This window comes from Pedobacter sp. GW456-11-11-14-TSB4 (assembly GCF_059424425.1).
Genome location: NZ_JBWKZK010000001.1, coordinates 1,294,482 through 1,321,245 on the forward strand (window position 1 = coordinate 1,294,482; position 26,764 = coordinate 1,321,245).

Consider the following 26,764-nt stretch of genomic DNA (forward strand, 5'->3'; position numbering starts at 1 on the left):
AACAAATAAATTTCTAGCCCATTGATGCAAATTGATGGGCTTTTTTTTAATTAAAATAAAATGAAAAAATTTCTGTTACTCCTAATATCATTTCCATTGTATTTATTCGCCCAAACAAATAATTTAAGTAAGGGCGATAAGCTTTACGGACTATCTAAATTTTGGCAAGAGGTTAATTACAATTTCGTTTATTTTAACAAAGTTGATAAACCCAAATGGGACAGTACTTATAAGGCCTTGCTAACAACTATAACAGAAACCAAAAGCGATTTTGAATATTATAAAGAGCTACAAAAGTTTTGTGCGCTATTAAAAGATGGGCATACAAATGTTTATATGCCTGCAACAAAAGATTTCGAGTTAATGAATACAATGTTTGGTGATTACAGGTTTTTTATTGAAAATATTGAAGGTAAGGCCGTAATCGTTAGAGTAAATTTAAGTAAGAAAGATGAAATCCCTTTGGGTAGCGAGATAATTGAAGTTAATGGAAAACTAACCGAAAAATATATTGCAGATGAGGTTGAACCATATATTGCTTCATCAACCAATCATGTGCTAAAAAATTGGGGTATAAATAGAATGTTGAAAGGTCGTGATGGAGATAGATATTTGGTAAAAATAAAAAAGCCAAGTGGTAAGATTGTATTGCTAAACCTAACCCATAAAACAACAGCAGAAAAGGAAGTGTTTCCGGCATTTGAAGCAGAACAAAACTTGCTAGAATTAAAATGGTATCCTAATGATGTGGCCTATATTGCTTTAAACTCTTTCGGAGATGAAAAAATTAATGAGCTGTTTCTAAAAAAATTGCCTGATCTTTATAAGGCAAAATCTGTAATTATAGACTTGCGTAACAATGGTGGCGGCAGTACGAACATCGGTAGAGATATTTTAAAATATTTTACAGCAGATTCTGTTCTTTATGGTTCAAAATCTACTACTCGTTTAAATACTTCTGCATTTAAAGCTTGGGGTTATTATACCAAGCCCGAAGATACAGTTAGTAATAATTGGAGTAAAAAGTCTTTGTTAACTTATCAAGATAAATTCATGTACGAATTTGATTACGCTGGCACTAAAATTAAAACCGAGGGAAGCCGAATTGTTGTGCCAACTGCAATCCTAATTGGTAATAATACAGCATCTGCTGCAGAAGATTTTCTAATTTATGCCGATAATCAGAAGCACATGAAAAAGATTGGTCAACCTACTTTTGGCAGTACCGGACAACCCTTAAGTTTCGATATGCCAGGTGGTGCTTCTGCAAGAATTTGTACTAAAAAAGACACCTATCCTGATGGGAGGGAATTTGTTGGTTATGGCATTAAGCCTGATATCGAAGTTATACCAACATTAAATGATTATTTGAAAAATAAAGATGCAGTTTTACTAAAAGCATTAAGTTATCTAAAAGATAATAAATAAAGCCCAAACAAATTATAGCTTAGCCTGTTGATGTAAATCGACAGGCTTTTTTTATATTCGCCTCATATAATTTAACTATGGAATTTTTAGCCACTCCAGAAGCCTGGATCTCTCTTTTAACCCTAACCGTTTTAGAAATTGTTTTGGGGATAGATAACATTGTTTTTATCTCTATTTTGGCAGGTAAATTACCTGAAAATCAGCAGAAAAAGGCACGTCAGTTAGGCTTGGCTTTAGCCATGTTCACCAGAGTTTTGTTGTTGTTATCATTAAGTTGGGTAATGAGTTTAACCGCAAATATTTTTAATATAGGCGATTGGATTGGGGTAACAAACCAAGAGTGGTTAGAGAAATTAGGTATTTCTGGTAGAGATTTAATTCTACTAATCGGAGGCTTATTTTTAATTTACAAAAGTACGCATGAAATTCATAACAAATTAGAAGGTGAAGAAGAAGACGGAGCCAATGTTAAAGTTCATTCTTTTGCTGGTACCATAGTGCAGATTTTAATATTAGATGTGGTATTTTCTTTGGATTCGGTAATTACCGCCGTTGGTATGGCAGATCATATCGAAATTATGATTGCGGCCGTTGTTATTGCCGTAATTGTAATGATGTTTTCTGCAGGTGCAATCAGTAATTTCGTTAACAAACATCCAACGGTAAAAATGCTGGCCTTGTCTTTCTTGTTGTTAATTGGAGTTTCATTATTGGCCGAAGGTTTCGACCAACATATACCAAAAGGATATATTTATTTCGCTATGGCATTCTCAGTATTGGTAGAAATGCTGAACTTAAAAATGAAGAAAAATTCGAAACCTGTTGTGTTGAGAAATACACCTCATGATGAGATTGAAAAATAAAAGTATTTGAAAAACATTGTCAGAAGCGCGTCGGTAACGATAGCCCTTTTTTTTGCTTAATCTTTTCCTGCTTCGCATGTAAAAGGATATCGCTTCAAAAAGGTTTATTAAACCAAATGATGATGTTCTTTTGACAGAAAATCAATTGCAACAATATTGCATTTAAAACTTAATGTGTACTTTTACAAAAAGTTAAGCGTATGCAAAAAGAAGATATATTTGATGTAATTATAGTTGGCGGCAGTTATGCAGGTTTGTCTGCGGCAATGTCATTAGGGCGCTCGTTAAGAAAAGTATTGGTTATCGATTACGGCAAACCTTGCAATCAACAAACACCACATTCGCATAATTTTTTAACCAGAGATGGCGAAACACCAGCAGAATTGGCATCAATTGCAAAAGCTCAGGTTTTAGCTTATCCAACAGTTAAAATAATAAATGCTTTAGCACAAAGTGCAGTTAAAACCAATTTCGGATTTGAGCTTACAACAGCAGATCATCAAAAATTTAAAACTAAAAAAGTTTTACTGGCTACAGGAGTTAAAGATGTTTTTCCAAACATTAACGGTTTTGCCCAATGTTGGGGTATTTCTGTTTTGCATTGCCCTTATTGCCATGGTTACGAGGTAAAAGGTAAAAAACTGGGTGTAATTGCCAATGGCGAAATCGGTTTTGAATTTAGCAAGCTTATTTACAACCTGAGTAAGGATTTAACCATTTTTACCAATGGCCCAATTGAAATTGATAAAGCAGGTCAGCAAAAGTTAGCTTCAAAAAACATCAACATTGTTGATAAAGAAATTGATGAATTGGTTCATGAAAATGGCCTAGTAAAAACCATAAAATTTAAAGATGGAAGCATGCAACCAATAGATGCAATTTTTGCTAGAGTAGGGATGGAGCAAAACACAGCAATAATTACAGATTTGGGTATAAAGCTAACCGATTTGGGTTATGTTGAAGTAGATTTTATGAAAAAAACCAATGTAGCAGGTGTTTTTGCTGCTGGCGATTGTACAACTATGTTTAGGGCCGTTGCTGAAGCTGTTACTTCTGGAAATATAGCCGGAGCAATTGTAAACAAAGAACTAGTTGCTGAAGAGTTTTAATCTTTTCTTTTAAACTGTTCCATAAAATCTTCGTTTCTTTGCGGTCAGATTTTTAAAATATGATTACTTTTTCTCAAGCTACACTTTCAGAACTTTCTATACATAGAATTGGCAATAAATTACAAGATGAATTTTATGTGCTTTCAGATCAATCTATGCATTTGGAAGATGAAATGTTAAAACAATTGTTGCTGCAATATTTTTTATCGCCCTACGAAAAAGTAAATGAAATTTATCGTTTCATGCATCCAAATAATGATTTAAACTTAAATGAGGTTTACTTTTTTGCTGCAGAGATTTTTGCAGATGGAGGTGTTTTTCATGATAACACGAAAAAATTAGCAACTTATTTGTTCGAAATTTCTAATCACCCGAAAATTAAATCTGGAGAATTATATGTAGCCTATTTTGAGAATGTTCAAATTGAAGGCGATTTGCATGATGCCATTGGTATTTTTAAATCTGAAACTAAAGAAAGTTACTTAACAGTTTATCCAGAGCAAGGTGGCTTTGGGTTAAAATATGAGCAAGAAGCCATCAATATCAATAAACTAGACAAAGGTTGTTTAATTTTTAATACCGATGCAGCCGAAGGATATAAAGTTGCTGTAATAGATCAAACCAATCGCAGTGCAGAAGCTGTTTATTGGAAAGATGAGTTTTTAAAACTTAAAGTAAGAAACGATAATTTCAGTCAGACACAAAATGTTTTAGGCGTTTACAAAGCTTTTGTTACTGAGAAGCTAGATGAAGATTTCGAAATCTCTAGAACAGATAAAATCGATTTACTTAATAAATCGATGAAGTATTTTAAAGAAAAAGAAACCTTTGATATGGATGAATTTGCCAATGAGGTAATTGCCAATAAAGAAGGAATTGAATCATTTAAAAGCTATAAGAAAAACTACGAAGAAGAGTTCGATAGTCCGATTGCTGATAACTTTGATATTTCTGATGCTGCGGTTAAAAAGCAGGCAAAGGCATACAAAAACATCTTAAAATTAGATAAGAACTTTCATATTTATATCCACGGCAATAAAGATTTAATTGAGAAGGGTTTTGATGATGATAGATCAATGAACTTTTACAAAGTCTACTTTAGAGACGAGCAGTAATAAAGCTTCGGCTTTTCCGTGAATACGGGAATTGTAATACATTTTGATTTTATACAAATTGCCTTTAATTTGTCAAAGTTAATCATCGTTAAACTTTGATAAACCAATTTCATGTGTCGAGAAGGTTTGTCAAAGTAGCGGTAGTCTTTAGTTACTTTGACAAATTTCTAATATTGCCGCCTGTAATTTGTCAAAGTTAATCGTAATTAAACTTTTAAAAATCAATTTCACGTGTCGAGGAGGTTTATAAAATGGAAAATTTTTAATAATTGGTTTAACTTGCAATTTAATTTTTAAACCATTAGTTTTAAGGATTATGAACCAACCAAACCAACAAAACAGCATCTTTAAAGTTATCGGAGCATCTTCTTTAGGAACCCTCATCGAATGGTATGATTTTTACATTTTCGGCAGTTTAGCTACTATTATTGGTTCTCAACTTTTTCCAGCTGATGCAGGAGCCTCGGCTTTGATTAATACTTTGGCCATTTTTGCAGCTGGTTTCATTGTTCGTCCGTTTGGTGCATTGGTTTTTGGCAGGTTAGGTGATTTAATTGGCAGAAAGTATACGTTTTTATTAACGTTGGTTTTAATGGGTGGCTCTACCTTTTTAATAGGCTTAATTCCATCTTATGAAACCATTGGCTATGCTGCCCCAATCTTGGTTTTAATATTGCGTTTGGTGCAAGGTTTGGCGTTGGGCGGCGAATATGGTGGCGCCGCAACTTACGTAGCAGAACATGCGCCAAAGGGTAAAAGAGGCTTTTTTACCAGCTGGATACAAACCACAGCAACTTTAGGGTTATTTCTTTCATTAGGTATTATTGTTTTAGCTAAAAATATAATTGGTGCTGAAGCATTTGCAGATTGGGGTTGGAGAATACCATTTTTACTTTCTATTTTATTGGTTGGCGTGTCTGTTTATATCCGTTTAAAGATGCATGAATCGCCAATGTTTACCAAGCTTAAAACAGAAGGAAACATTTCAAAAAACCCATTAAAAGAAAGTTTTAACAAAAAGGGAAACTTTAAAATGGTGTTAATTGCTTTGTTTGGTGCAACAATGGGGCAAGGTGTAATTTGGTATACTGGTCAGTTTTATGCCCAATCGTTTATAGAAAATACATGTAAAATAGATTTTAACGATTCGAGATATATTCTGCTTTGGGGCATTGCTTTTGCCACACCATTTTTTGTAATATTTGGTGCTTGGAGTGATAAAGTTGGCAGAAAATGGATCATGCTAACAGGAATGTTGCTGGGTATTATTTTTTACAGACCAATCTATCAAACCTTTTTAGATAAAAGTGATGTTACCACTTGGACAGATACGCAAGTTGTAAAAGAAGCAGCGCCAGTTGTAAGTCGTGTGCCAATTAACGATCTTGATAGCATAGTTTCATCAAGCGTTAAAGTAAGTTTTGCGAACGGATCTTCTTACAACAAAGTTGATATTGATACCGTTTATGCTAACCCTACAAAAATGATTGGTCATGCACAAGTTATTAAAGACAAGGTGTTACCAACTTCTACTTTTTGGGTATATGTAGGTTTAGTTTTCTTTCAAATTTTGTTGGTAACAATGGTTTACGGACCAATTGCTGCATTTTTGGTAGAGCTGTTTCCAACTAAGATTAGATACACTTCAATGTCATTACCATACCACGTTGGTAATGGTGTATTTGGCGGTCTAGTGCCGTTTGTTGCTACGCTTATTGCAAGTTTTGCAGGTTCTACGCCACTTTCTGGTTTGTGGTATCCTATCGGAATAGCGGCTTTGAGTTTTATTATTGGCGCTGTTTACTTATCAAACAAGGCTGATGAAAATGTTAACGATTAAATCAATTGTCAGCTTTAATAAGTACAAAAAGAAAGTTAACAAAGTTTAACCCCAATTAAAGAGATATGAACGCATTAAAAAAATATTTAGGAATAGTTTGGATCGCTTTAGGTCCGTTGGCCATGGTTTTTATGGCTTGGCAAGCATGGGATAAAATTAGCATTGCTAAACCAGGCATAGATACTACAAATACGGCTTTACAGTGGGGCATTATCTTATTGATTTTTATCCCTATTGCAATTGGCTTGGTAATTTTTGGAAAATATGCTTTGGCTGGTGAGTATGATAAACTACCCGCAAGCTCTGAAGAGATATGATTATAGAAATTTAGCTGCCCTATTGTGTATAAGGCAAGTTATGATGTCGTGATATTTAATATTTTAGAAGCGCAAAATTGGTTCAGCTATTTAGCGTCAGTCCCGCTTTCGCTTCAATCTTTTACCTTAAACCCCTAATGGGGATTTGGTAAAAGTATTTACGCTACAATCGGGGCTAAAAAACTTAAAACTGTGCTGGGCAAAACTGTAAAAAGAACTACATGCGTTGTTATTTAAACCCGATTGCCGTGAAAAGCTTGTTAATGGGCAAACGAAGTGAAGACCAACAAGCTTGAAACAAAAGCGGGGCTTCAATTGCCGATGAACTGTAACATTGTTTTTCTATTCCTTAAAAACTAATGCTATAATTTACAAAACTGTTTTTAACAAGGTTGCCTAATTACAAAATATATTCGTCGTTAATTGGTTTTACAGGCTCAGGAATATCAGTTTCATTCATCATCTGTAATAAATTAATTTCGATGGTTCTAGAAATGCTGTTTAACGGTAAGCCACTTGCGTTAATGTAAAATGGATTAACCAAACGCATGCCATTAATTTGGGTAGATACAAAAACAAAACCAATTAACCAGCCCATAAAAATGCTGGCAGCACCCATGTCTTGACTAATTACTAAAGTAAAAGTTACTACAAAGAGCCAAATAAAAACTTTGGTTAAATAGCTGTAAGTAGTAGGGAAAATGGTGTTTTTAATTCTTTCACAAGCACCCATGCTGTCGGTTAGTTTAACCAACATTTCATTAATTTCCATAAACTTAAAGCCATCGATTTTATTTTCTTTATACAGTTTTTGCAGTTCCATTGCCTGTATATTTAAGATAGCGTTGTGTACATTGTTGTGATTTTGAACTTCGTTCTTATCGTGCTCGGTTAAATATTTGGTATAAATTTCATCAACCGTATCTCTTAGGGCTGCTTTTAGCGCATAAACAAAAGAGATATGTCTAGCAACCATACGTTTGGCTGCTTCTTCATCATCAACATAGTTGATTAAATTTCTAGCTAAGCTTCTTGAGTCGTTTACAATTGCTCCCCAAATTTTTCGAGCTTCCCACCATCTATCATAAGCTTGGTTGTTATTAAAACCAATGAAAAACGCAATTGCTGTACCCAAAACAGTTGGAATTATGGCCGAGATTTCGAAATGGTAAGCAATTAAATATTCTCTGATAAAGTAGGCGACTGTACATGAAATAATCATGATTACATCTACTTTCCAGGTATCTAATAAAACTCTACTTAATCTAATATTTTGAACAATTAACATGGATGATTTTTTGATCTAATTATATAACTCTAACTAATAAACCTTTTAAATATTCTCCTTCGGGAAATGATATACGAACAGGATGGTCTTCTGGTTGTGAAAATTGTTTGATTATTTGAACTTCTTTACCTGCATCTAAAGCTGCCCAAGCAATAATTTGTTTAAAAGTTTCGATGTCTACCGCTCCAGAACAAGAAAAAGTTGCCAACAAACCACCCTTTTCTAGCAGCATTAAACCACGGCGATTTAAATCTTTGTAGGCACGGGCAGCCCTGTCTAAAGCCGAACGCGAAGGTGCGTATTTCGGCGGGTCGAGCACAATTACATCAAATTTTTTGTCTTCTTCGCTAAACTGGCGAAGCTGTTTATTTACATCACTTTGTATAGCGATGTGTTTATTTTCATCAAAATGATTAAGGTTGATGTTTTGTTTCAAAGTTTCTATAGCCAATGCAGAACTATCTACGCTAGTAACAGATGATGCACCATTTTTAAATGCATTTAAGCTAAATCCACCACTGTAACTAAAACAATCTAATACATTTTTTCCCTCGGTATATTCGGCTAAAAATTTACGGTTGTCACGCTGGTCGCAGTAAAAACCAGATTTTTGACCTTCGGCAATATTAATGTTGTAGGTAATTCCGTTTTCTTTAACTGCAATAAATGCTGGCGGGTTTTCGCCCCAAAGTAATCCGTTTTCTGCGGTAATTCCCTCATGTGTACGTGCGGTTGCGTCGCTGCGGTCGAAAATTCCCTTTGGATTTAAAGCTTTTACCAACATATTAATGATGATTTCTTTCGCTTTTTCTATTCCGCTACTTAAAATTTGTAACGATAAAAAGTCGTCGTATTTATCTACAATTAGGCCAGGTAAAAAATCAGCCTCGCTAAAAATTAATCTATAGGTATTTGTGTCTGTACTTTTAGCCAAATGAGCTCTGGAGCTAATGGCTTGAGTAATTCTTTCTTCGTACCAAGCATCATTGATCATTTGGTTTTCATCCCAGCTCAATAAACGCACTGCAACACGAGATTGGTCGTTATAATAACCATAAGCTAAAAAATCATTATTAGCGCTGTAAACTTTAACAACATCACCATTTTCTGGCGATCCTTTAATTTTTTCTAATGCACCAGAAAACACCCAAGGATGGCGTTGCAAAACTGCTTTTTCCTTCCCTTTTTTTAACTTGATTTCAACCATGTTGCAAAGGTAATAAAAATTGAGGTTGGAAGGTTGGAAGGTTGGAAGGTTGAAGGTTGGAAGATTGGAAGATTGGATGAACTTTGGCCAATCAAGTTATTAAATCAATAAAATTAACATCAAAGAGTATAATAATCCTTTGTGTTCTTCTTGTCTTTGCGGTTAAATCCTATTTTTACAAAATGGAAGAAATTACATGGCACGATTTCGAAAAAGTAGAATTAAGAGCCGGAACAATACTAGAAGTTTTTGATTTTCCGGAGGCCAAAAAACCAGCTTTTAAAGTTAAAGTAGATTTTGGCGAATTCGGAATTAAAATGAGCAGCGCTCAAATCACCAAAAATTATACAAAAGAGGAATTGATGGGTAAGCAAATTGCTGGTGTAATTAACTTCCCTAAAAAACAAATTGGTAAATTTATGAGCGAGTTTTTGGTTACAGGTTTTGCCGATGAAAATGGTGATATTGTACTCACATCGATTGATAAAAAAGTGCCGAATGGAAGTAAGCTCATTTAAACAGTTTTCAATTTTCAGCATCCAGTAATCGTAACTCGTAAATCTTAACTCGTAAATCAAATGTCCTTTTATAACTTCGAAGAAAAAAACAATACTACACAAGAAGATGAGCATTATATGCGCTTGGCTTTAAACGAAGCTAAAAAAGCATACGATGCGCAAGAAATCCCGATAGGAGCTATTGTGGTTTGCCAAGGTAAAATTATTGGGAGAGGACATAATTTAACCGAGCAGTTAAATGATGTTACTGCTCACGCCGAAATGCAAGCATTTACAGCAGCTGCACAAACCATCGGTGGTAAGTATTTGAAAGATTGTACGCTTTATGTAACTGTAGAGCCTTGTGTAATGTGTGCAGGAGCAAGTTATTGGACACAAATTAGCAGAATTGTATACGGAGCAAAGGAAGAAAAAAGGGGTTTCACAAGGATTAATCAAAACCTTTTGCACCCTAAAACGTTATTAATGGGAGGTGTTTTAAGCGGCGAATGTGGCGCCTTAATGACCTCTTTTTTTCTAAATAAGCGCAAATAAAGTTGACAAAGAATTGAACAAAACTTAATCTTTCTCTATTATATTTGTACATTAACATTTTATAAAAACTTAAATATATAATTATGGCTTTTGAATTACCCGCGTTAGCATACGCAACTGATGCTTTAGAACCACATATTGATAAAACTACTATGGAAATTCACCATGGTAAACACCACCAAGCTTATGTTACTAATTTAAACAAAGCTTTAGAAGGCAAACCAGAGGCGAATTCTAGCATTGAAGATATCGTAAAAAACATTTCAAAATATCCACCTGCTGTTCGTAATAATGGTGGTGGTCACTACAATCACTCGCTTTTTTGGACGGTTTTAGGGCCAAACAAAGGTGGCGAGCCAACTGGCGATTTAGCTAAAGCTATTAACGAAACTTTTGGTTCATTTGCAGAGTTAAAAACTAAATTACAAGATGCAGGTGCAACTCGTTTTGGTTCTGGTTGGGCTTGGCTTTCTGTTGGTGAAGATAAAAAATTAATTGTTTCATCTACTCCTAATCAAGATAACCCATTGATGGATGTTGCTGAAGTAAAAGGTACACCAATTTTCGGAATTGATGTTTGGGAACATGCTTACTATTTGAAATACCAAAACAAACGCCCTGATTATTTAGCGGCAATTTGGAATGTAGTAAACTGGGATGCGGTAGCAGAACGTTACAAAAAAGCATTGTAGTTTTATTTCATTGAATCATATTAGGGCTTATAGGTATTTATCTATAAGCCTTATTTTTTTGTGATATATTTTATAAATTTGAAATGTTTGCTCGCAGAAATTGGTTTGTGAGGTTTGTTACTTTTAAAAAGAGATAAAATGAAGAGATTGATTTTAATGATGGTATTGGTGATGGGTTTAGGATTTGTGAGTAACGCTCAAAAAATTCCAACATCAGAAGAGATTGCTAAGAAAAATGTTGATGAAATGGATAAGCGGTTAAAACTTACGCCTACTCAAAAGAGTGTAATCTATAACTATGCTTTCAATATGGCTAAAGAACAGCTTGCATTATACAAAAAACAACAGGCCGGAACGTTTGTAAATGAAGATGAAACAAGGATTTTTAGGTTGATGAATGAGATGAATAAAAACATCAAAAATGTACTTAAGCCCGATCAAATAGATGAATTTAATAAATTGACAGAAGAGCGTTTGAGTGGTATAGATCCTGAAAAGAAAAAGAAGAGGAAGAAAAAGGGAGAAGAAGAAGAAAAAATAGTTGGCATTGAAGGTTTAAAAGGATCTTCAAACAACTAGTGGTATGAAATTGGTGATTTTAGATGTTCTGTTCACCATTTTTCACCTATTCATTATCGGCTTTAATCTTTTAGGTTGGATTTGGAAACCAACTAAGAAGTTACATCTATACTTCGCAATGCTTACGCTTTTTTGTTGGCTAATATTAGGTATTTGGTATGGTTTAGGGTACTGCCCAATAACAGATTGGCAATGGAATATTAAAGCGCAATTGGGCGAACAAAATTTACCAGCATCTTTCATAAAGTATTTTGTAGATCAGCTAACTGGTTTAGATGTAAATTCAAATTTAATAGATGTTTGCACAGTGCTCTTCTTTTTGCTAGCCATTATCGCTTCAGTTAAAGTAAACTTCTTTAATAAGAAATTTAAACACCAATAACATCTTTCTTTTTACGCTGCTTCATATTTTTCGGAATAATAGCTAATATTTCTTCCTTTAATGCATTTAGCATTCTTTTTTTAATGAAGTTTTTATGTGTTACCAAGCTTATTTCTCTTACTGGTTCTGGCGATTTAAAGTAACGAACCTTATTTAGTTGTTTGGCTGATAAATCTGTTAAAGCCAGTTCGGGCAATAGAGTTGCTCCATCGTTTACATCAACCATTCGTATTAGAGTTTCTACGCTACCAGTATTATAGGTTAATGATTGTAAGCGATTGTTTTTTGTTGATCTACAAATGTTTAGTACTTGTGTTCTCATGCAATGCCCTTCATTTAACAGCCAAATGTTTTCATCCTCTAAATCATCAGCGTCAATCGTCTTTTTCTTATACAGCTTGCTGTTTTTACTAATGTAACTTACAAAGTTTTCGTAATAAACAGGTGTTTCGCTAATGTTTTGGTCAACTAGTGGAGTCGCTAATATACCACAATCAATAACTCCAGTTTTTAAATGATGAATGATATCTTCTGTAGTATATTCCCAAATTAGCAGTTTAAGTTCAGGGTATTTCTCTAACATTGCAGCAATTACTTTAGGCAATAAATAAGGAGCAATTGTGGGTATAATTCCAATGCGCAGTTCGCCAATAACATCTTGCTGTTGACTGCTAATAATTTCTTTTATCTTTTTGTTTTCTTGTAAAACAACCCTTGCTTGGGCAATAATTTGCATTCCAATTTCTGTAGGTATGATAGGTTGTTTACTTCTGTCGAAAATTTTAACATTTAAAAACTCCTCTAATTTTTGCACCTGCATACTTAGTGTTGGTTGAGTTACAAAACACTTTTCTGCTGCGCTTACAAAACTTCGGTAAGTATCTACAGCAACAATGTATTCTAGTTGAACTAATGTCATATAGGTTAAGTTGATAATGATTGCTAAAGTTATCGATTTTAACGATAGAAATGGCGCATAATCTATAGATAAAAATCCTTTAAAAATGGCAATATATATGTTTAAACTTGTTTTTCTTAATATTTTAATTCAAATTTTCTTGACTTTTGCGTAAAAAAAATGTTTAACTTTAAAAAATAGTTAACTTATGTTAAAGTTACATGATGAAAACGACTAGACTTTTTTTACGAGTATTTATAGTTTTATTGGTTAGTAGCAATGTTACCCGAGCTCAAACTGATTTCGATGAAACTATTGATCAAAAAATGAGTGCCTTCGTAAGTGAAAAACTATTATTTCCTCAATACTTTAATATCATTTTACCGAGTAACAACCTTCAAAGCGTATCAACGCCGTCTGGTTGGGGAGGTGGCAATAATGCATACTTATTTTTAGTGGTTGGTGGTATTTTTCCAGCGCTTTATGCTAATCCAGAAAAAGCTGATTTAATTAGCACTGCAGGTGTTAGTGTGGGTAATCCGGTAAAATTTGTTAATCTTTCTGCTAGTGTAAATATCACTAGAGTAAGCGAGTTGAAGGATTTTTCTGCCAATTTACTATTAAGTAGGCAGTTACGCAATGGCAGTAGTATTTCTGTAGGTGGCTTGCAATTATTTGCGAGTAAATCCATTTCAGATGCACCAGATCCAACTTTCTATATCGCTTATAGCCATGCTGTACAATCAGTTAAATCGGAAGTTGATGGTTTTTCTGCTTTGGGTTATACCATAGGATTTGGTACAGGCAGATTTTTGCATAAAAGCCCCGATGATGTAAGAACAGGCAAAGGCAGATTCGGAACAGGTGTTTTTGCAAGCGTATCATACGAAGTGATTAGTCGCTTAAATTTAAACGCAGAATGGTCAGGGTTAAATTTAGGTTTTTCAATGGGTGTTCGTCCAGTAAAACAATCGGCGGTTACTATGGGTTTTGGCGTACATAACCTTACACGTTTTTCTGGTGATAGAGTTACATTTTTGGCATTAGTAGGTATTCCCGTATTTTTAAAAAAACAAGCAAGTTTTTAATCAATAAAACATGAAAAAAATATTATTTGTAGTTTTTGTACAATTGTGTATTGCACAATTTGCATTCGCTCAAAGAGGCTTAAATGGTAATTCAGATTGGAAGGTGCCAGTACCGGTAATAAGCCCACAAATGAGCCCAAGTTTAAGCATTAATCAAATTGCGGTACCTAACATACCCGCTATACCATCGGTAAACTATTCGCTTGGGCCAGCAGTATCACCATTAAATTTGGTTCCACCGGTTCCAAATACTCCACTTGTGCCTGCAGTGCCAAAAATTCCGGTTCCGGGGGCTTCTGCTGGCGAGCTTAAAACAAAATTTCCAGAGCAAAAACTTCTTCCTCCTTTGCCTCCAATCCCATCATCACCAACGGTAAAATTGCCAGCAAACTAATATTATCACCATGTTACATAAATACATTATTGCTGTAGTAACAATTGTTGGTATCCAAGCTTTTGCCGTAAAATCAACATGCATAGCACAGTCTTATAACAGAGTTTTTGAGTATAAAAAGGGAGATGTTTTTGTTTCCGAAACAATTACCACATCAAATTCTATGATAAAACGTGGTAAAGAAGTACTAAATGTAAGCTCTACAAATAGTTTAACAAAAAGTCATACCATTACCAATGCAGATAATCAGGGCTACAAATTAGCCGTAAAAATAGATAAGATGAATGCTGCAATTGATGCCAACAAAGTAAGAACTACATTTAATTCAGAAAAAATTACTGACACTTCATCTACTATTCTAAAAGGTTTATTTTTTGTGGTTAATAAACCAATTGAGGTGGATATTAATAAGAATGGCGCTATTCAAAATTTCGAAGAATATAAGTTAGAAATGGCGAGTGATACCTTAATATCATTTGCAGGTGTGCAACCAGAAATTTTCAAAAAATCAGCTTTAATAAATTTTTTTGCAGACTTTACCTATAATAAAAATCTACGTAAAGGTTACACTTGGTCTGATAGTACTGCCGTTGGTGATGAAAAAACCAAAACCAGATTTTTAGTAGATTATGTAGATGAAAAAGTGACTGTTTTAAATTTTTTTAAAACGGCAAATACGACAATGCTCAATACAAATTCTAACGGAAAATACGTAATTGATAATAAAACAGGCATTATTGTCGAAAAATACATCTATGTCATTTCAGTTGGTTTTCAAGTTTCGGCAGGCAGAACGATGTATGCCGTTTCTCGTACAACAAGTATTGTAGAAAAAACAAAAAAGCTCCCCTAAATTTATTAGAAGCGCAACAATAGTGTTTTTCAAAGCGGTAGTCCCGCCATTTGCTTCAATCTTTTTTTCCGGTGATTTCGAATTGGTGCAAAAAACAAAAACCATCAATTATTCATTTGCTGTTCAAATTGGTAACAAAAAAAGTATTTACGCTACTGTCGGTGGCTATTAACCTAAGGCGGTGCAAGTAAAAACCCCTCATAGTAGCAAAAACCTTGCGTTATAAACCCGATAGAAGTGAACATGTAAGGGTAACCCTTGCGGTTGCGCTGAAATAAAACGAATAGCGGGGCCGCATTTTCCTATTTGCAGTACAAAGCTTTTCTAATCATTAAAAACCTTACTTTTGTGCATTAAAAATTAAATAGTGGGTAAAGATAAATTAAGAAAGTTTGCTGAGATAGATACCTTTCCAAACGTATACCAACTGCATTTAGGCAAGGTAATGAAAGGCAAATGGGCAAAAGAACATTTCAAAAACGAACAACCAATTGTATTAGAATTAGCATGTGGAAAAGGCGAATACGCAGTTAATTTGGCTAAATTATTTCCAGGAAAAAATTTTATTGGGGTAGATTTAAAGGGCAATAGAATTTGGCGTGGGGCAAGAACAGGAGTTGATGAAGGCATCCATAACTTGGCCTTTTTAAGGATCCAAATTGAAGATATTTTGGAATTTTTTGCTCCAGGAGAAATTGATGAAATTTGGATAACTTTTGCTGATCCACAGCCGCAAGAAAGTAGAGAAAAGAAACGCCTAACCTACCCAGCATTTTTAGAGAAATACCGTATTTTATTAAAACCTGGTGGTAAAGTTAATTTAAAAACCGATAATGATGGTTTGTATAATTATACAGTTGAAAAGGTTGCGGAGTTAAATCTAATTACACATAAAAACACGGATAACCTATATCACTCTGATGTTGTGGATGAAGTTTTATCTATAAAAACCCATTACGAAAGAATTTATTTGAAAACGGATAAGAACATCAATTACATACAGTTTTCTTTTAGCTGATGAAGCAATCATTTTACGAGCAGGTTTTTGAGGTGGCAAGATTAATTCCGGAAGGCAGAGTTACATCTTATGGCGCTATTGCAAAAGCATTGGGTGCCAAAGGCTCTGCTCGTATGGTTGGTTACGCTATGAGTACCGCAGGTTTGGCTTATCCGCAAGTGCCGGCGCATAGGGTGATAAATAGTATTGGATTGTTAACAGGTAAATTTCATTTTTCGCCACCAGAACTAATGCAAGAGTTATTGGAAAAAGAAGGCGTTACGGTAATAAATGATAAAGTAAAAAACTTTACAGAAATATTTTGGGATCCTTTAGTTGAACTTATCTAAATTTTTCTGTTTAAAATCGGTAAGTATAAATACAACTAAAATGATTATCCCTAGGATTGTTAAAAAGGTTTGATCTACTTTTGTATGCTTAAAATAAGTAAATGCAGCGGTAACTAAGCCAAAGGCGACAAAAAATTCAATTAATCCGTGTATACGAAATGGTATAACTTTAAATAAACCAAACTTAAAATTTGTACAAATGGTTAGTAGTAAGTGTATAACTGCTAATAAATAAACAAGTTTTGAAGCAACATCAGACAATAAGAAAAGGCTTGGTGATGCAATTAAAAATATAACGGTTAAATAATCTAAAATGGCATGTACTTTTGGAGAGATGACTTTCATAAATTTGTCTTTTAGATACAACAACAAATCATACAAAAAGATTTAATTTTAAAATAAATGGGAAAATTAGTAGAAGAATTTAACAGCTATCGTACAAAAATGAACGATAGAATTATGGAAACATCAAACACTAATATTAAAAGATTTTTTGCTTTAGATACAACTACTTATGCAGATGGTGCTTTAAATGTAAAAACTAAAGAGATGTTAGGATTGGTGGCATCTATGGTTTTACGCTGTGATGATTGCATAAAGTATCACTTAGAAAAGTGCTACAACGAAGGTGTAAATAATGCAGAAATTAACGAGGTTTTTATGATAGCAAATTTGGTTGGTGGCTCTATTGTTATACCACATTACCGCAGAGCAGTTGAGTTTTGGGATGAACTGTCTTTAGACAAGGAAGACGGAAAGTAATTAGCCTAGAAGATAAACTTTTTACTCCCTTTCCTTAAGGAGAGGGTTGGGGTGAGGTTACTTTTTTCCCGACGCATTATAAGCTTTAACATAAGCCGCTAAATTTTTAGGGTCAAATGCAGCTGTTGATTTAATGCTTTTTGTTAAATCCTCGTCATTAATTAACTTTTGTAATAAGATGGCCTTAACAGCATTGGTATTATCTAAATTAACTTCTTGCATTGGTCCGGTGCCAGGTTTTTCAATAAAATAAGTTACTTTTTGTTTTGGGCCATTAGTTAAAGGCTGATCATTTCTCCTTGCGCCACCACCTCCAATAGAAATACCGCCACCCAAGCCACTACCAAATCCACCCGTTCCCATACCTACGCCAAATGTTGGTCTTATTTTTGGACGAGGTTGTGGTGCTTCCTCAGTCAATCCCTTATCGCCATAAGTATATAAATTTACGGTCCCAGTTTCTAACACTTTAAAAAATCTGAATTCCATTTTTTTCTTCACTAATATTGGCTTACTTGCATAAGTTTCTCCGTTCCAAACAAATGAATGAATGTCTTTAGCTTGGTATTCTTTAATGTTGATATCATCTTCGGTAATAGCTACAGAAACGAAATTAGTTCCTTTGATTACCCCGCGAACAAAGTTGCCTTCGCTAATTAAAATGGCATCTTGGGCAGCAAGATTAGCGCTAAAAAATATGCTTAAAAGCAATGTACAGAAATACTTCATTTTCAAATAACGTTAAACGGATGATTATCTTGCAAATTTATTTCAAAATCTCATCGAGGTTTCCAATATTTAGGCTAGGATTTTCAGCTTTCAATTTCTTGAAATTTGATTTTACTCTGTTAAACGCGTATTCCTTCGGATTATCCTTAGAATGGCCTAAAGCATAAAATTTATTGAAGATGTAAGCACGCATTAAAAATCCTTTTACGTCTTTATCTGCAGTTTCGTCTGTCATTGGTTTGGCAAGCATATCTGCATCATTAAATAATCCAATACCTATGTTCTGAGAAATATATTGCAAAATTTTACCTGCTTTTTCCTTATCAGCATATGGGTCTTTAGATTGCTCTAACTCTTCAATTAATTGTAAATAAGGAGCAATTTCGGTAGCAAGCAACTCTTTTGTAAGTTTAGTTAGCCCTTTCGGTACAAAGTATTCAGTAGACTCTTGATAGGGATCAACAAATATTTTTAAAGTATCTGTTGTTCCTTTTCTAACTATGGAATAACAGTCTACAATTTTAATACCGTTATTTATACTTCTCCTATTGGTAAAATCTATTTGTTCGCCATTTGGCCATCTGTAGCTATTTTTAAACTTTATTGACTTTAACATCATTTTATTTCTGTCTGAGATATATTTAAATGCACCAGATTGGATTGGATTATTTCGGGAACCATATTCAGCCTTTTGCTCTGATTTTAAATTATCAAAAGTCATGTGAGCAATGAGTTCATCTGAAGGAAGTTGAGCACTCGAATTTAAGAACAATAGAAGGGCAAGAAGCGTTAACGTATATTTCATATGTTTTTAGTTTTTATTTAGATGCTGAAGACAAACTTTTTCCATAGCTAAAACAAGAATTAGATAAATTATCCAGCAATAGTAATTAAAAATAAATAATAACTTTACCATTCACACTATTACATGGCTTTATTCTGTGTAATCATTAAAATCAGTGTAATCACATGAGTAACAAAAAACTTTTCCTTTTAGATGGTATGGCGCTTATTTACAGAGCGCACTTTGCATTAAGTAAAAATCCTCGTTTTACCTCCACTGGTGTAAATACATCTGCAGTTATGGGCTTTGCTAATACGTTGTTAGAGGTGTTAAAAAAGGAAAAACCTAGCCATATTGCAGTAGTTTTTGATACTGATGCGCCAACCGAAAGACATACAGATTTTGAGGCTTACAAAGCACACAGAGAAGCAATGCCCGAAGATTTATCTAAAGCATTGCCTTATATTTTTAAACTGATTGAAGGGTTTAATATTCCTGTAATTACTAAAGATGGCTTTGAGGCAGATGATATTATTGGAACTTTAGCCAAAGAAGGTGAGCGACAAGGTTTCACCGTTTTTTGCATGACACCAGATAAAGATTTTGCCCAATTGGTTTCAGAAAATATTTTCATTTACAAGCCTGCACGTATGGGCAATGACATGGAAATCTTAGGTGTGCCTGAAGTATTGGCAAAATGGGAAATAGAAAATCCATTACAAGTGATCGATATTTTAGGCTTGTGGGGAGATGCGGTAGATAATATTCCTGGTATACCGGGCATTGGCGAAAAAACTGCCAAAGCTTTAATTAAGCAATATGGTAGTATGGAAAATATCATTGCCAATAGCCACGAATTAAAAGGAAAACAGAAAGAAAACGTTGAAAATTTTGCGCAGCAAGGTTTGGTTTCTAAAAAATTGGCTACTATCATTTTAAACGTCCCAGTTGAGTTTGATGAAACTAAACTTGTTTTAGAAGAACCTAGCAGAGAATTATTAGAGCCATTATTTGCCGAATTGGAATTCCGTACCATCGGGAAGCGAGTTTTCGGTGATAGCTTTAGCGTAAACGATGCAAACAGCGGCAACAATCAGCAAGATTTATTTGGCAACAGTGTTGATGTGGAAAGAAAAGATTTTTCAGATCAGCCATCTTTATTTGATACACCAATTGATGCAAAAAACATCGGCAATACGCCTCATGAGTATTTTTTAATTGATACGCCAGAAAAACGCAAAGAATTAATTGATGTATTGCTAGCGCAACCGAGCATCTCTTTTGATACTGAAACCACAGGTACGGATGCGAATTTGGCTGATTTAGTAGGTTTATCTTTTGCTATAAAACCTGGTGAAGGATATTACATTCCGTTACCCGAAGAAAGAGCAGTTGCGCAAAGCATCTTGGATGAGTTTAGGGTTGTGCTAGAAAATGAAAATATTGTTAAGATCGGACAAAACATTAAATATGATATGTTGGTGCTTAAATGGTATGATGTACAGGTTAAAGGCAAACTTTTTGATACCATGTTGGCACATTATTTAATCGATCCAGATACAAGGCACAACATGGATGTGCTGTCGGAAAATTATTTGGGCTACACACCAATTTCTATAACCACTTTAATTGGGGCAAAAGGCAAAAGCCAAGGCAATATGCGAGATGTGCCAGTAGAAAATGTGGTAGATTATGCAGCAGAAGATGCAGATGTAACACTACAATTGGCCAATATTTTTGAACCATTATTGAACGAAAAAAATGCTATTAAATTAGCTGAGGAGGTAGAAAACCCACTAATTTATGTTTTGGCAGACATTGAAAAAGAGGGTGTAAAAATAGATATCGATACTTTAAATGCTTATTCTTTAGAGCTGCAAACTGAAATTACTAAAGCAGAGCAAAGTGTTTATGAAAAGGCTGGGTTGAAATTTAACTTAGCATCGCCGAAACAATTGGGTGAGGTTTTATTTGACCATTTAAAATTAGATCCGAAGGCTAAAAAAACAAAAACTGGTCAATACCAAACTGGAGAAGATGTATTGACATTATTGGCATCAAAAAGCGATATTGTTAAAGATATTTTAGATTTCCGCCAGCTGCAAAAGCTAAAGTCAACTTATGTTGATGCCTTGCCATTGTTGGTTAATCCCAAAACGGGCAGAGTTCATACCAGTTATAATCAGGCAGTTGCCGCAACCGGCAGATTAAGCTCTAACAACCCTAATTTGCAAAATATCCCAATCAGAACCGAAAGAGGCAGAGAGGTAAGAAAAGCTTTTATCGCTAGGGATGAAGATCATGTGTTACTTTCTGCGGATTATTCGCAAATAGAATTGCGCATTATCGCAGAAATCAGCAAAGAAGAAAATATGTTAGATGCTTTTAACAAAGGTATAGACATTCATACAGCCACAGCGGCCAAAGTTTACGGAATTGGAATTGAAGAGGTAGATTCTACTCAGCGTAGAAATGCAAAGGCAGTAAATTTTGGTATTATTTACGGTCAATCGGCTTTTGGTTTATCTCAAAACTTAAATATCCCACGTAAAGAAGCTGCAGAAATTATAGAGCAATACTTTACGCAATATCCGGGGATTAAAAGATACATGAGCGATACCATGAATTTTGCCCGAGAAAATGGATTTGTTGAAACGATAATGGGTAGAAGAAGGTATTTGAGAGATATCAACTCGGCAAATATGACGGTTAGAGGTTATGCAGAACGTAATGCGATTAACGCACCTATACAAGGTTCTGCGGCAGATTTAATTAAAATAGCGATGATCAACATTCATAAGGACATCAAAGAGCAAAATTTAGGCTCAAAAATGACCATGCAAGTGCATGATGAGTTGGTTTTTGATGTGCTTAAAACAGAAGTTGAGCAGATGAAAGCGATTATAAGCCATAGAATGAAAACTGCAATTAAAACCGAGGTGCCCATAGAGATTGAAATTGGCGAAGGCGTAAATTGGTTAGCGGCACATTAATTTATGAAAAGCTTATTTATCACTGTATTTATACTACTTATTTCGCCTTTTGCAAAAGCTCAGTTTGTGCAAGATACAACTTTGGTATATGCCACACCAGCTTTTTTAAAAGATCCGTTACGCTCTAATTGGAGCACAAAATACGTGAGAAATGGTACAAGTTGGCAATTACAACTTTCAGACAAAAAGGGAATTTTGAGAGAGAAGATAACTTTTGAAGATAAAAAATTAGAGGTTAGGAAAGGCGCCTATGCATTTTATGAAAATGGCTTTGTTAAAGAAGAAGGTGATTATGACAAAGGTCATAAAAATGGAGTTTGGAAAAAATATGATGATAAAGGTAAACTAAGTGAGAAACTAAGCTATTACTATGGTAAGCTGATGGGCGATTACCAGGCATTTTGGCCAAATGGAAATTTAAAATTAGCAGGTAAATATAGCATCGAAAAAAAAGTTGGTCTTTGGGAACAATATTACAGCGATGCGAAATTGGCAATGAGAGAAGAATATGGTGATGATGGTAAATTTATCAAACGCATTTACTTTGATAGAAGTGGAAGTGAAATTAAAGACAGTGCCAATATTCCAATAATTGATTAGCTAATAATTTCTTATTGAGCAATTTAACTAATCAATAGTTATTCATTTTTCTTTTAAGTTTAACTTTTTAAATAAATTTTAGAGTTGATATAAGTTTAGTTAACTTCAATTTCAACAATAAATTTTAAAGCAAAAAAAATGAAAAAATTATTAAGTTTAATTGCAATTGCACTATTTGGTATAAGTGCATCATACGCTCAGGCAACCGTAACTGTACCAATTTCAAAACAAACAGCAAAAAATGTAAATGCTGCTAAAGCTGTTGTTCCTGCTGCAAAAAAGGAAGTTAAAAAGGTAGAAACTAAAACAGTTGCCGTTAAAAACGCTGCAACAAGTACTGCTAAAACAGTAACTAAAACAACTGCATCAAAAGCTACAAAATTAAAAGCCGATGGTACTCCAGACATGCGCTATGCAGAAAACAAAGCAAATAAAACGGTAGTTGTTGCTGGTCCGAAGAAAAAAGATGGTACAGCTGATATGAGATACAAAGCGAATAAAGCCGCAACCAAAAAACACTAAATTAAAAAACCTCGTGATTAATTCACGAGGTTTTTTGTTTACAAAGTAATCGTTTCGCCAATTGCCGGCAGTAATAACTCTTTATTTGCAGCTTTAAACTTGCCAAAAGCGTCTTCGCTTTCAATCGCAATTACCGGAAAAGTATTGTAATGTACGCCAATCACTTTGTCGCAGTTGAAATAGTTAGTAGCTATAATTGCATCGTCCACATCCATTGTGTAGTTTCCGCCAATTGGTAAAATAGCATAATCTAATTTGTAAAGCTCTGCTAACAATTTCATTTCAATGGTTAAGCCAGTATCACCCGCAAAGTAAATTTGCTTGCCGCCTGTTTCTATCACAAAACCAGCGGGGTTGCCACCATAACTGCCATCAGGTAAACTTGCAGAGTGAGTTGCCCACACCATACGAACCACCCCAAAATCGAAAGTGTATTTTCCGTAGTTCATTTCATGAAACTTTTCAAGACCTTGTTTCGAAAGCCAACCACAAACCTCTGGCATAGCAATAACAGTAGCGCCAGTTTGCTTTGCTAAAGTAACTAAATCGCCAATGTGGTCTGCATGTCCATGACTAACAAAAATATAATCTGCTTCAATTTTAGTAATATCAATATCCTTTGCTAAAGGATTTTGCGATATAAATGGGTCGAATAAAAATTTTTTGTCCTCCGTTTCTAACAAGAAACTAGACTGACCGTAATAAGTATATTTCATTTTTTTATGAGATTTGAATATTGAGACAAGGGAAAAGGAGATGTAAGCTATCTGTTTAAGAAATATGCAAACCTTTCGCCTTCCAAGCTTTTATTGACCAAACATACCTCCTAAACCACCAAGCATACTTTGTGTTGCCGCCTGCATTTCTGTTGCACTAACTTGGTCTGCTTGCGCTAAGGCTTTATTAACTGCCGTTAATAAAAGTTCTTCTAATTCTTCTTTATCAGCGCCAGCAAAAAAATCTTCCTTAATTTCTATAGCTGTAATCGCTTTATTGGCAGTTGCGGTAACCTTAATTGCGCCACCTTCAACCTCACCAAATACAGAAACAGTATCTAAACGTTTTTTAATTTCTTCTGCCTGTTTTTGGGCAGCCATTAATTTATCGAACATGATTTTTAGTTTTTTATAATAAGTCGAAATTAATAGAAAATGTTTTAAAAAGGATAATTATAAGATAAAGTAATGCTGAAAATTCTTGTCAGTTTGAGCGTAGTCGAAGACTTTTTCATGTTATAATTTGATTAGAAAATCAAAGCTTGCATTTTATAGGCTAGGAAAGTCCCGCTTTTACTCCAATCTTTTTTGTAAGCTATTGGTTAGTCATCCGATGAATGTAATCTAATTTGCTAGTATTCATCGGATGACTATATTGGGCCAAACAAAAAAGTATTTTCGTACAATCGGGTTTAGCTAACAAAAGATGCTACAATTATCTACCATTGCATTTCAAGTGGTAAAATTATTTCTGCTTTGCTTCCATGAGGCAATTTAAGCTATCCAAATCTTCCTCGTTTATAAGGAGGATGAGCTGAATAAGCGATTCTATCGCTCAATTCATATTACTCAATAAATCTGTGTAATCTCTGCAATCATCTTCTTAAATTAGTCCCCTCTAGAACCAACTATGAATACACATTTCCAAACTATAGCAAGCGAGTTAAATATCTCCATTAAACAAGTTAGTGCAACATTAGCCTTATTAGATGAGGGTGCAACAGTGCCCTTTATTTCTCGTTACCGTAAAGAAGCAACGGGCAGTTTAGATGAAGTACAAGTTGCTGCCATAAGAGATTTAGCACAACAACTTCGAGATTTAGATAAACGCCGCGAAGCCATCTTGAAATCATTAACTGAGCTTGAGAAATTAACACCAGCATTAGAAAAGCAAATTAATGAAGCTAAAACCCTAACTGCTTTAGAAGATCTTTATTTGCCCTACAAGCCAAAACGTAAAACCCGTGCATCGGTAGCTAAAGAAAAAGGCTTAGAGCCTTTGGCATTGCGTATTTTTGCACAAAGTAAAATAGATCCAGAGCAAGAAGCTGCGGATTACATTAACGATAAAAAAGGAGTTGCCAACCAACAAGAAGCTTTGGCTGGTGCAAGAGATATTATTGCCGAAATGGTAAGCGAAAATACAGAAGCCAGAACTAAAATGCGCCATCATTTTATGCAAAAGGCAACTTACAAAACAGTTTTGGTTAAAGGTAAAGAAGAGGCAGGCATTAAGTACAAAGATTATTTTGAATGGGAAGAAAGTGCAAAATCGGCACCATCGCACAGGGTTTTGGCCATGTTGCGTGGCGAGCAAGAAGGCTTTTTAAAATTAAATGTATTCCCTCCAGATGAACCAGCTGTAGAGTTATTAGAAAACCAATTTATTACAGCAAGAAATGCAGCTGCAGATCAAGTACAATTGGCTATAGCCGATGGTTACAAAAGATTACTTCGCCCTGCGATGGAAACAGAATTACGAGCCACCATTAAACAAAAGGCAGACGAAGAAGCTATTAAAGTTTTTGCTGCAAATGCTCGCCAGCTATTATTAGCAGCACCATTAGGGCAAAAAAATGTTTTAGCTATAGATCCAGGTTTTAGAACGGGCTGTAAAGTTGTATGTCTTGATCAACAAGGGCAATTATTGGTAAACACTACCATTTACCCACATACCGGACAAGGGAATTTAAAAGACGCAGCTTGGCAACTAACTCAGCTTTGCGAAAAGCATGGTATCGAAGCCATTGCTATTGGCAACGGAACGGCAGGTAGAGAAACCGAAACTTTTGTTCGTGGATTAAAATTGCCAAATGTTTTGGTGGTAATGGTAAATGAAAGTGGCGCATCTATTTATTCGGCTTCGCCTTTGGCTAGAGAAGAATTCCCTACACAAGATATTACCGTTCGTGGAGCAGTTTCTATTGGTCGCAGATTGATGGATCCTTTGGCAGAATTGGTAAAAATAGATCCAAAATCTATTGGTGTTGGTCAATATCAGCATGATGTAGATCAAAATAAATTGCAGCAAAGTTTAGATGATACGGTAATGAGTTGCGTAAATGCGGTAGGTGTAGAACTTAATACAGCATCTAAGCAAGTTTTAGCCTATGTTTCTGGCTTGGGAGATACTTTAGCACAAAATATTGTCAATTATCGCAATGCAAATGGTGCATTTAAAAATAGAGAAAGCTTAAAAAAAGTACCACGTTTAGGCGACAAAGCGTATGAACAGGCTGCTGGTTTTTTACGTATCCGAGATGCGAAACAGGTGTTAGATAGGAGTGGCGTACACCCAGAGCGCTATGCATTAGTAAATCAAATGGCGAAAGATTTAGCTTGTACTGTAGATGATTTAATGAAAGATGTAAACCTACAAAAGCAAATTAATTTACAGCGCTATGTAAGTGCCGAAGTAGGTTTGCCAACTTTAACAGATATTGTAAAAGAGTTAGCAAAGCCAGGACGCGATCCACGTGAACAGTTTGAAGCTTTCAGTTTTGCAGATGGCGTAAACTCAATGGAAGATTTACGAAAAGGCATGAAATTATCCGGCATAGTAACCAACATTACCAACTTTGGTGCTTTTGTAGATATTGGAGTTCATCAAGATGGATTGGTGCATACCAGTCAATTAGCTAATCGTTTTGTGGCTAATCCAAATGATGTTGTTAAGGTAAGTCAAGTTGTAGAAGTAACAGTTGTTGATGTAGATGTGGCTAGAAAAAGAATTTCCTTATCTATGAAGACTGAAGAAAGACCGAAAGACAGGAAGGCCGAAAAACCGAAAGCTGAAGAAGCAAAACCCAGCCAGCTAAAAAATACTGGAGCAAATAATTATGCTGCAAAACCGCAACCAAAACATGAAGTTGATGGTGATTTGCAAGAGAAATTAGCTAAATTGAAAGGCTTATTTAAAAATTAAT

General features: G+C 34.7%; 29 protein-coding genes. 21 read left to right on the forward strand and 8 right to left on the reverse strand.

Annotated features, from left to right (window positions below):
- Nucleotides 1-60: 60 nt before the first annotated feature.
- From AC07XU_RS05830 to AC07XU_RS05855, 6 genes are all read left to right on the forward strand, one after another.
- A complete protein-coding gene (locus tag AC07XU_RS05830; protein WP_494942678.1) occupies nt 61-1,428 on the forward strand; it encodes a S41 family peptidase in 1,368 nt (455 codons plus the stop codon).
- A 77-nt stretch (nt 1,429-1,505) separates the two neighbouring features.
- The gene (locus AC07XU_RS05835; protein WP_494942679.1) at nt 1,506-2,291 is read left to right on the forward strand and encodes a TerC family protein; all 786 of its coding nucleotides are present in this window, start codon (nt 1,506-1,508) and stop codon (nt 2,289-2,291) included.
- Nucleotides 2,292-2,491: 200 nt separating this feature from the next.
- The gene (locus AC07XU_RS05840) at nt 2,492-3,400 is read left to right on the forward strand and encodes an NAD(P)/FAD-dependent oxidoreductase (RefSeq protein ID WP_494942680.1); all 909 of its coding nucleotides are present in this window, start codon (nt 2,492-2,494) and stop codon (nt 3,398-3,400) included.
- A gap of 59 nt (nt 3,401-3,459) precedes the next feature.
- Nucleotides 3,460-4,515, forward strand: a complete 1,056-nt coding sequence (locus AC07XU_RS05845; RefSeq protein ID WP_494942681.1) for a nucleoid-associated protein — start codon at nt 3,460-3,462, stop codon at nt 4,513-4,515.
- 316 nt (nt 4,516-4,831) lie between these two features.
- A complete protein-coding gene (locus AC07XU_RS05850) occupies nt 4,832-6,355 on the forward strand; it encodes an MFS transporter (RefSeq protein WP_494942682.1) in 1,524 nt (507 codons plus the stop codon).
- Nucleotides 6,356-6,420: 65 nt separating this feature from the next.
- Nucleotides 6,421-6,672, forward strand: a complete 252-nt coding sequence (locus AC07XU_RS05855) for a DUF6814 family protein (RefSeq protein WP_494942683.1) — start codon at nt 6,421-6,423, stop codon at nt 6,670-6,672.
- A gap of 400 nt (nt 6,673-7,072) precedes the next feature.
- Here the strand turns inward: AC07XU_RS05855 and AC07XU_RS05860 are convergent, their stop codons facing one another.
- Together AC07XU_RS05860 and AC07XU_RS05865 are read right to left on the reverse strand one after the other, a co-directional pair.
- Nucleotides 7,073-7,960, reverse strand: a complete 888-nt coding sequence (locus AC07XU_RS05860; RefSeq protein WP_494942684.1) for a bestrophin family protein — start codon at nt 7,958-7,960, stop codon at nt 7,073-7,075.
- Between the two features lie 19 nt (nt 7,961-7,979).
- The gene (locus AC07XU_RS05865; RefSeq protein WP_494942685.1) at nt 7,980-9,167 is read right to left on the reverse strand and encodes a class I SAM-dependent rRNA methyltransferase; all 1,188 of its coding nucleotides are present in this window, start codon (nt 9,165-9,167) and stop codon (nt 7,980-7,982) included.
- A 182-nt stretch (nt 9,168-9,349) separates the two neighbouring features.
- Between AC07XU_RS05865 and AC07XU_RS05870 the strand changes: the two genes are divergently transcribed.
- From AC07XU_RS05870 to AC07XU_RS05890, 5 genes are all read left to right on the forward strand, one after another.
- A complete protein-coding gene (locus AC07XU_RS05870; RefSeq protein WP_494942686.1) occupies nt 9,350-9,685 on the forward strand; it encodes a tRNA-binding protein in 336 nt (111 codons plus the stop codon).
- Nucleotides 9,686-9,745: 60 nt separating this feature from the next.
- Nucleotides 9,746-10,219 carry a nucleoside deaminase gene (locus tag AC07XU_RS05875; RefSeq protein ID WP_494942687.1) on the forward strand — a complete coding sequence of 158 codons (474 nt, stop codon included), beginning with the start codon at nt 9,746-9,748 and terminating at the stop codon, nt 10,217-10,219.
- An 83-nt stretch (nt 10,220-10,302) separates the two neighbouring features.
- The gene (locus tag AC07XU_RS05880; protein WP_494942688.1) at nt 10,303-10,911 is read left to right on the forward strand and encodes a superoxide dismutase; all 609 of its coding nucleotides are present in this window, start codon (nt 10,303-10,305) and stop codon (nt 10,909-10,911) included.
- A gap of 138 nt (nt 10,912-11,049) precedes the next feature.
- Nucleotides 11,050-11,490 (forward strand): hypothetical protein, encoded by a 441-nt coding sequence (locus AC07XU_RS05885; protein ID WP_494942689.1) that lies wholly within the window; start codon nt 11,050-11,052, stop codon nt 11,488-11,490.
- Nucleotides 11,491-11,494: 4 nt separating this feature from the next.
- Complete coding sequence (locus AC07XU_RS05890; protein WP_494942690.1) at nt 11,495-11,872, forward strand: DUF2784 domain-containing protein; 378 nt, start codon at nt 11,495-11,497, stop codon at nt 11,870-11,872.
- Here the strand turns inward: AC07XU_RS05890 and AC07XU_RS05895 are convergent.
- Complete coding sequence (locus AC07XU_RS05895; protein ID WP_494942691.1) at nt 11,859-12,791, reverse strand: hydrogen peroxide-inducible genes activator; 933 nt, start codon at nt 12,789-12,791, stop codon at nt 11,859-11,861. The two genes, AC07XU_RS05890 and AC07XU_RS05895, sit on opposite strands and share 14 nt — an antisense overlap.
- A gap of 203 nt (nt 12,792-12,994) precedes the next feature.
- Here AC07XU_RS05895 and AC07XU_RS05900 point away from each other — a divergent pair, with 203 nt between their 5' ends.
- The 5 genes from AC07XU_RS05900 to AC07XU_RS05920 all read left to right on the forward strand — a co-directional run bounded on the left by AC07XU_RS05900 (nt 12,995) and on the right by AC07XU_RS05920 (nt 16,452).
- Complete coding sequence (locus tag AC07XU_RS05900) at nt 12,995-13,858, forward strand: hypothetical protein (protein WP_494942692.1); 864 nt, start codon at nt 12,995-12,997, stop codon at nt 13,856-13,858.
- A gap of 10 nt (nt 13,859-13,868) precedes the next feature.
- Nucleotides 13,869-14,252, forward strand: a complete 384-nt coding sequence (locus AC07XU_RS05905) for a hypothetical protein (protein WP_494942693.1) — start codon at nt 13,869-13,871, stop codon at nt 14,250-14,252.
- 10 nt (nt 14,253-14,262) lie between these two features.
- Complete coding sequence (locus AC07XU_RS05910; RefSeq protein ID WP_494942694.1) at nt 14,263-15,105, forward strand: hypothetical protein; 843 nt, start codon at nt 14,263-14,265, stop codon at nt 15,103-15,105.
- 367 nt (nt 15,106-15,472) lie between these two features.
- Complete coding sequence (trmB, locus tag AC07XU_RS05915) at nt 15,473-16,123, forward strand: tRNA (guanosine(46)-N7)-methyltransferase TrmB (RefSeq protein ID WP_494942695.1); 651 nt, start codon at nt 15,473-15,475, stop codon at nt 16,121-16,123.
- A complete protein-coding gene (locus AC07XU_RS05920; RefSeq protein ID WP_494942696.1) occupies nt 16,123-16,452 on the forward strand; it encodes an MGMT family protein in 330 nt (109 codons plus the stop codon). Before trmB ends, AC07XU_RS05920 begins: the two co-directional genes overlap by 1 nt.
- On the opposite strand, the gene AC07XU_RS05925 is transcribed toward AC07XU_RS05920, so the two are convergent.
- A complete protein-coding gene (locus tag AC07XU_RS05925) occupies nt 16,435-16,797 on the reverse strand; it encodes a hypothetical protein (RefSeq protein WP_494942697.1) in 363 nt (120 codons plus the stop codon). The two genes, AC07XU_RS05920 and AC07XU_RS05925, sit on opposite strands and share 18 nt — an antisense overlap.
- A gap of 57 nt (nt 16,798-16,854) precedes the next feature.
- On the opposite strand from AC07XU_RS05925, the gene AC07XU_RS05930 reads away from it, so the two are divergent.
- Complete coding sequence (locus AC07XU_RS05930; protein ID WP_494942698.1) at nt 16,855-17,214, forward strand: carboxymuconolactone decarboxylase family protein; 360 nt, start codon at nt 16,855-16,857, stop codon at nt 17,212-17,214.
- A 57-nt stretch (nt 17,215-17,271) separates the two neighbouring features.
- Here AC07XU_RS05930 and AC07XU_RS05935 read toward each other — a convergent pair whose 3' ends face one another.
- Together AC07XU_RS05935 and AC07XU_RS05940 are read right to left on the reverse strand one after the other, a co-directional pair.
- Entirely contained in the window at nt 17,272-17,943 is a 672-nt protein-coding gene (locus AC07XU_RS05935; RefSeq protein ID WP_494942699.1) for a hypothetical protein, read from the reverse strand.
- Nucleotides 17,944-17,980: 37 nt separating this feature from the next.
- On the reverse strand, nt 17,981-18,748 hold the full coding sequence (locus AC07XU_RS05940; RefSeq protein WP_494942700.1) for a hypothetical protein: 768 nt from the start codon (nt 18,746-18,748) through the stop codon (nt 17,981-17,983).
- A gap of 164 nt (nt 18,749-18,912) precedes the next feature.
- On the opposite strand from AC07XU_RS05940, the gene polA reads away from it, so the two are divergent.
- The 3 genes from polA (at nt 18,913) to AC07XU_RS05955 (ending at nt 22,842) form a co-directional block, all read left to right on the forward strand.
- Nucleotides 18,913-21,720 carry a DNA polymerase I gene (gene polA / locus AC07XU_RS05945; protein ID WP_494942701.1) on the forward strand — a complete coding sequence of 936 codons (2,808 nt, stop codon included), beginning with the start codon at nt 18,913-18,915 and terminating at the stop codon, nt 21,718-21,720.
- 3 nt (nt 21,721-21,723) lie between these two features.
- The gene (locus AC07XU_RS05950; RefSeq protein ID WP_494942702.1) at nt 21,724-22,320 is read left to right on the forward strand and encodes a toxin-antitoxin system YwqK family antitoxin; all 597 of its coding nucleotides are present in this window, start codon (nt 21,724-21,726) and stop codon (nt 22,318-22,320) included.
- 138 nt (nt 22,321-22,458) lie between these two features.
- Entirely contained in the window at nt 22,459-22,842 is a 384-nt protein-coding gene (locus tag AC07XU_RS05955; RefSeq protein ID WP_494942703.1) for a hypothetical protein, read from the forward strand.
- A gap of 38 nt (nt 22,843-22,880) precedes the next feature.
- Here AC07XU_RS05955 and AC07XU_RS05960 read toward each other — a convergent pair whose 3' ends face one another.
- Nucleotides 22,881-23,558, reverse strand: a complete 678-nt coding sequence (locus tag AC07XU_RS05960; protein ID WP_494942704.1) for a metal-dependent hydrolase — start codon at nt 23,556-23,558, stop codon at nt 22,881-22,883.
- A 90-nt stretch (nt 23,559-23,648) separates the two neighbouring features.
- Nucleotides 23,649-23,954, reverse strand: coding sequence for a YbaB/EbfC family nucleoid-associated protein (locus AC07XU_RS05965; protein ID WP_494942705.1), 306 nt, complete (start codon nt 23,952-23,954; stop codon nt 23,649-23,651).
- Between the two features lie 514 nt (nt 23,955-24,468).
- Here AC07XU_RS05965 and AC07XU_RS05970 point away from each other — a divergent pair.
- The gene (locus AC07XU_RS05970; protein ID WP_494942706.1) at nt 24,469-26,763 is read left to right on the forward strand and encodes a Tex family protein; all 2,295 of its coding nucleotides are present in this window, start codon (nt 24,469-24,471) and stop codon (nt 26,761-26,763) included.
- The last annotated feature ends 1 nt before the right edge of the window (nt 26,764 follow it).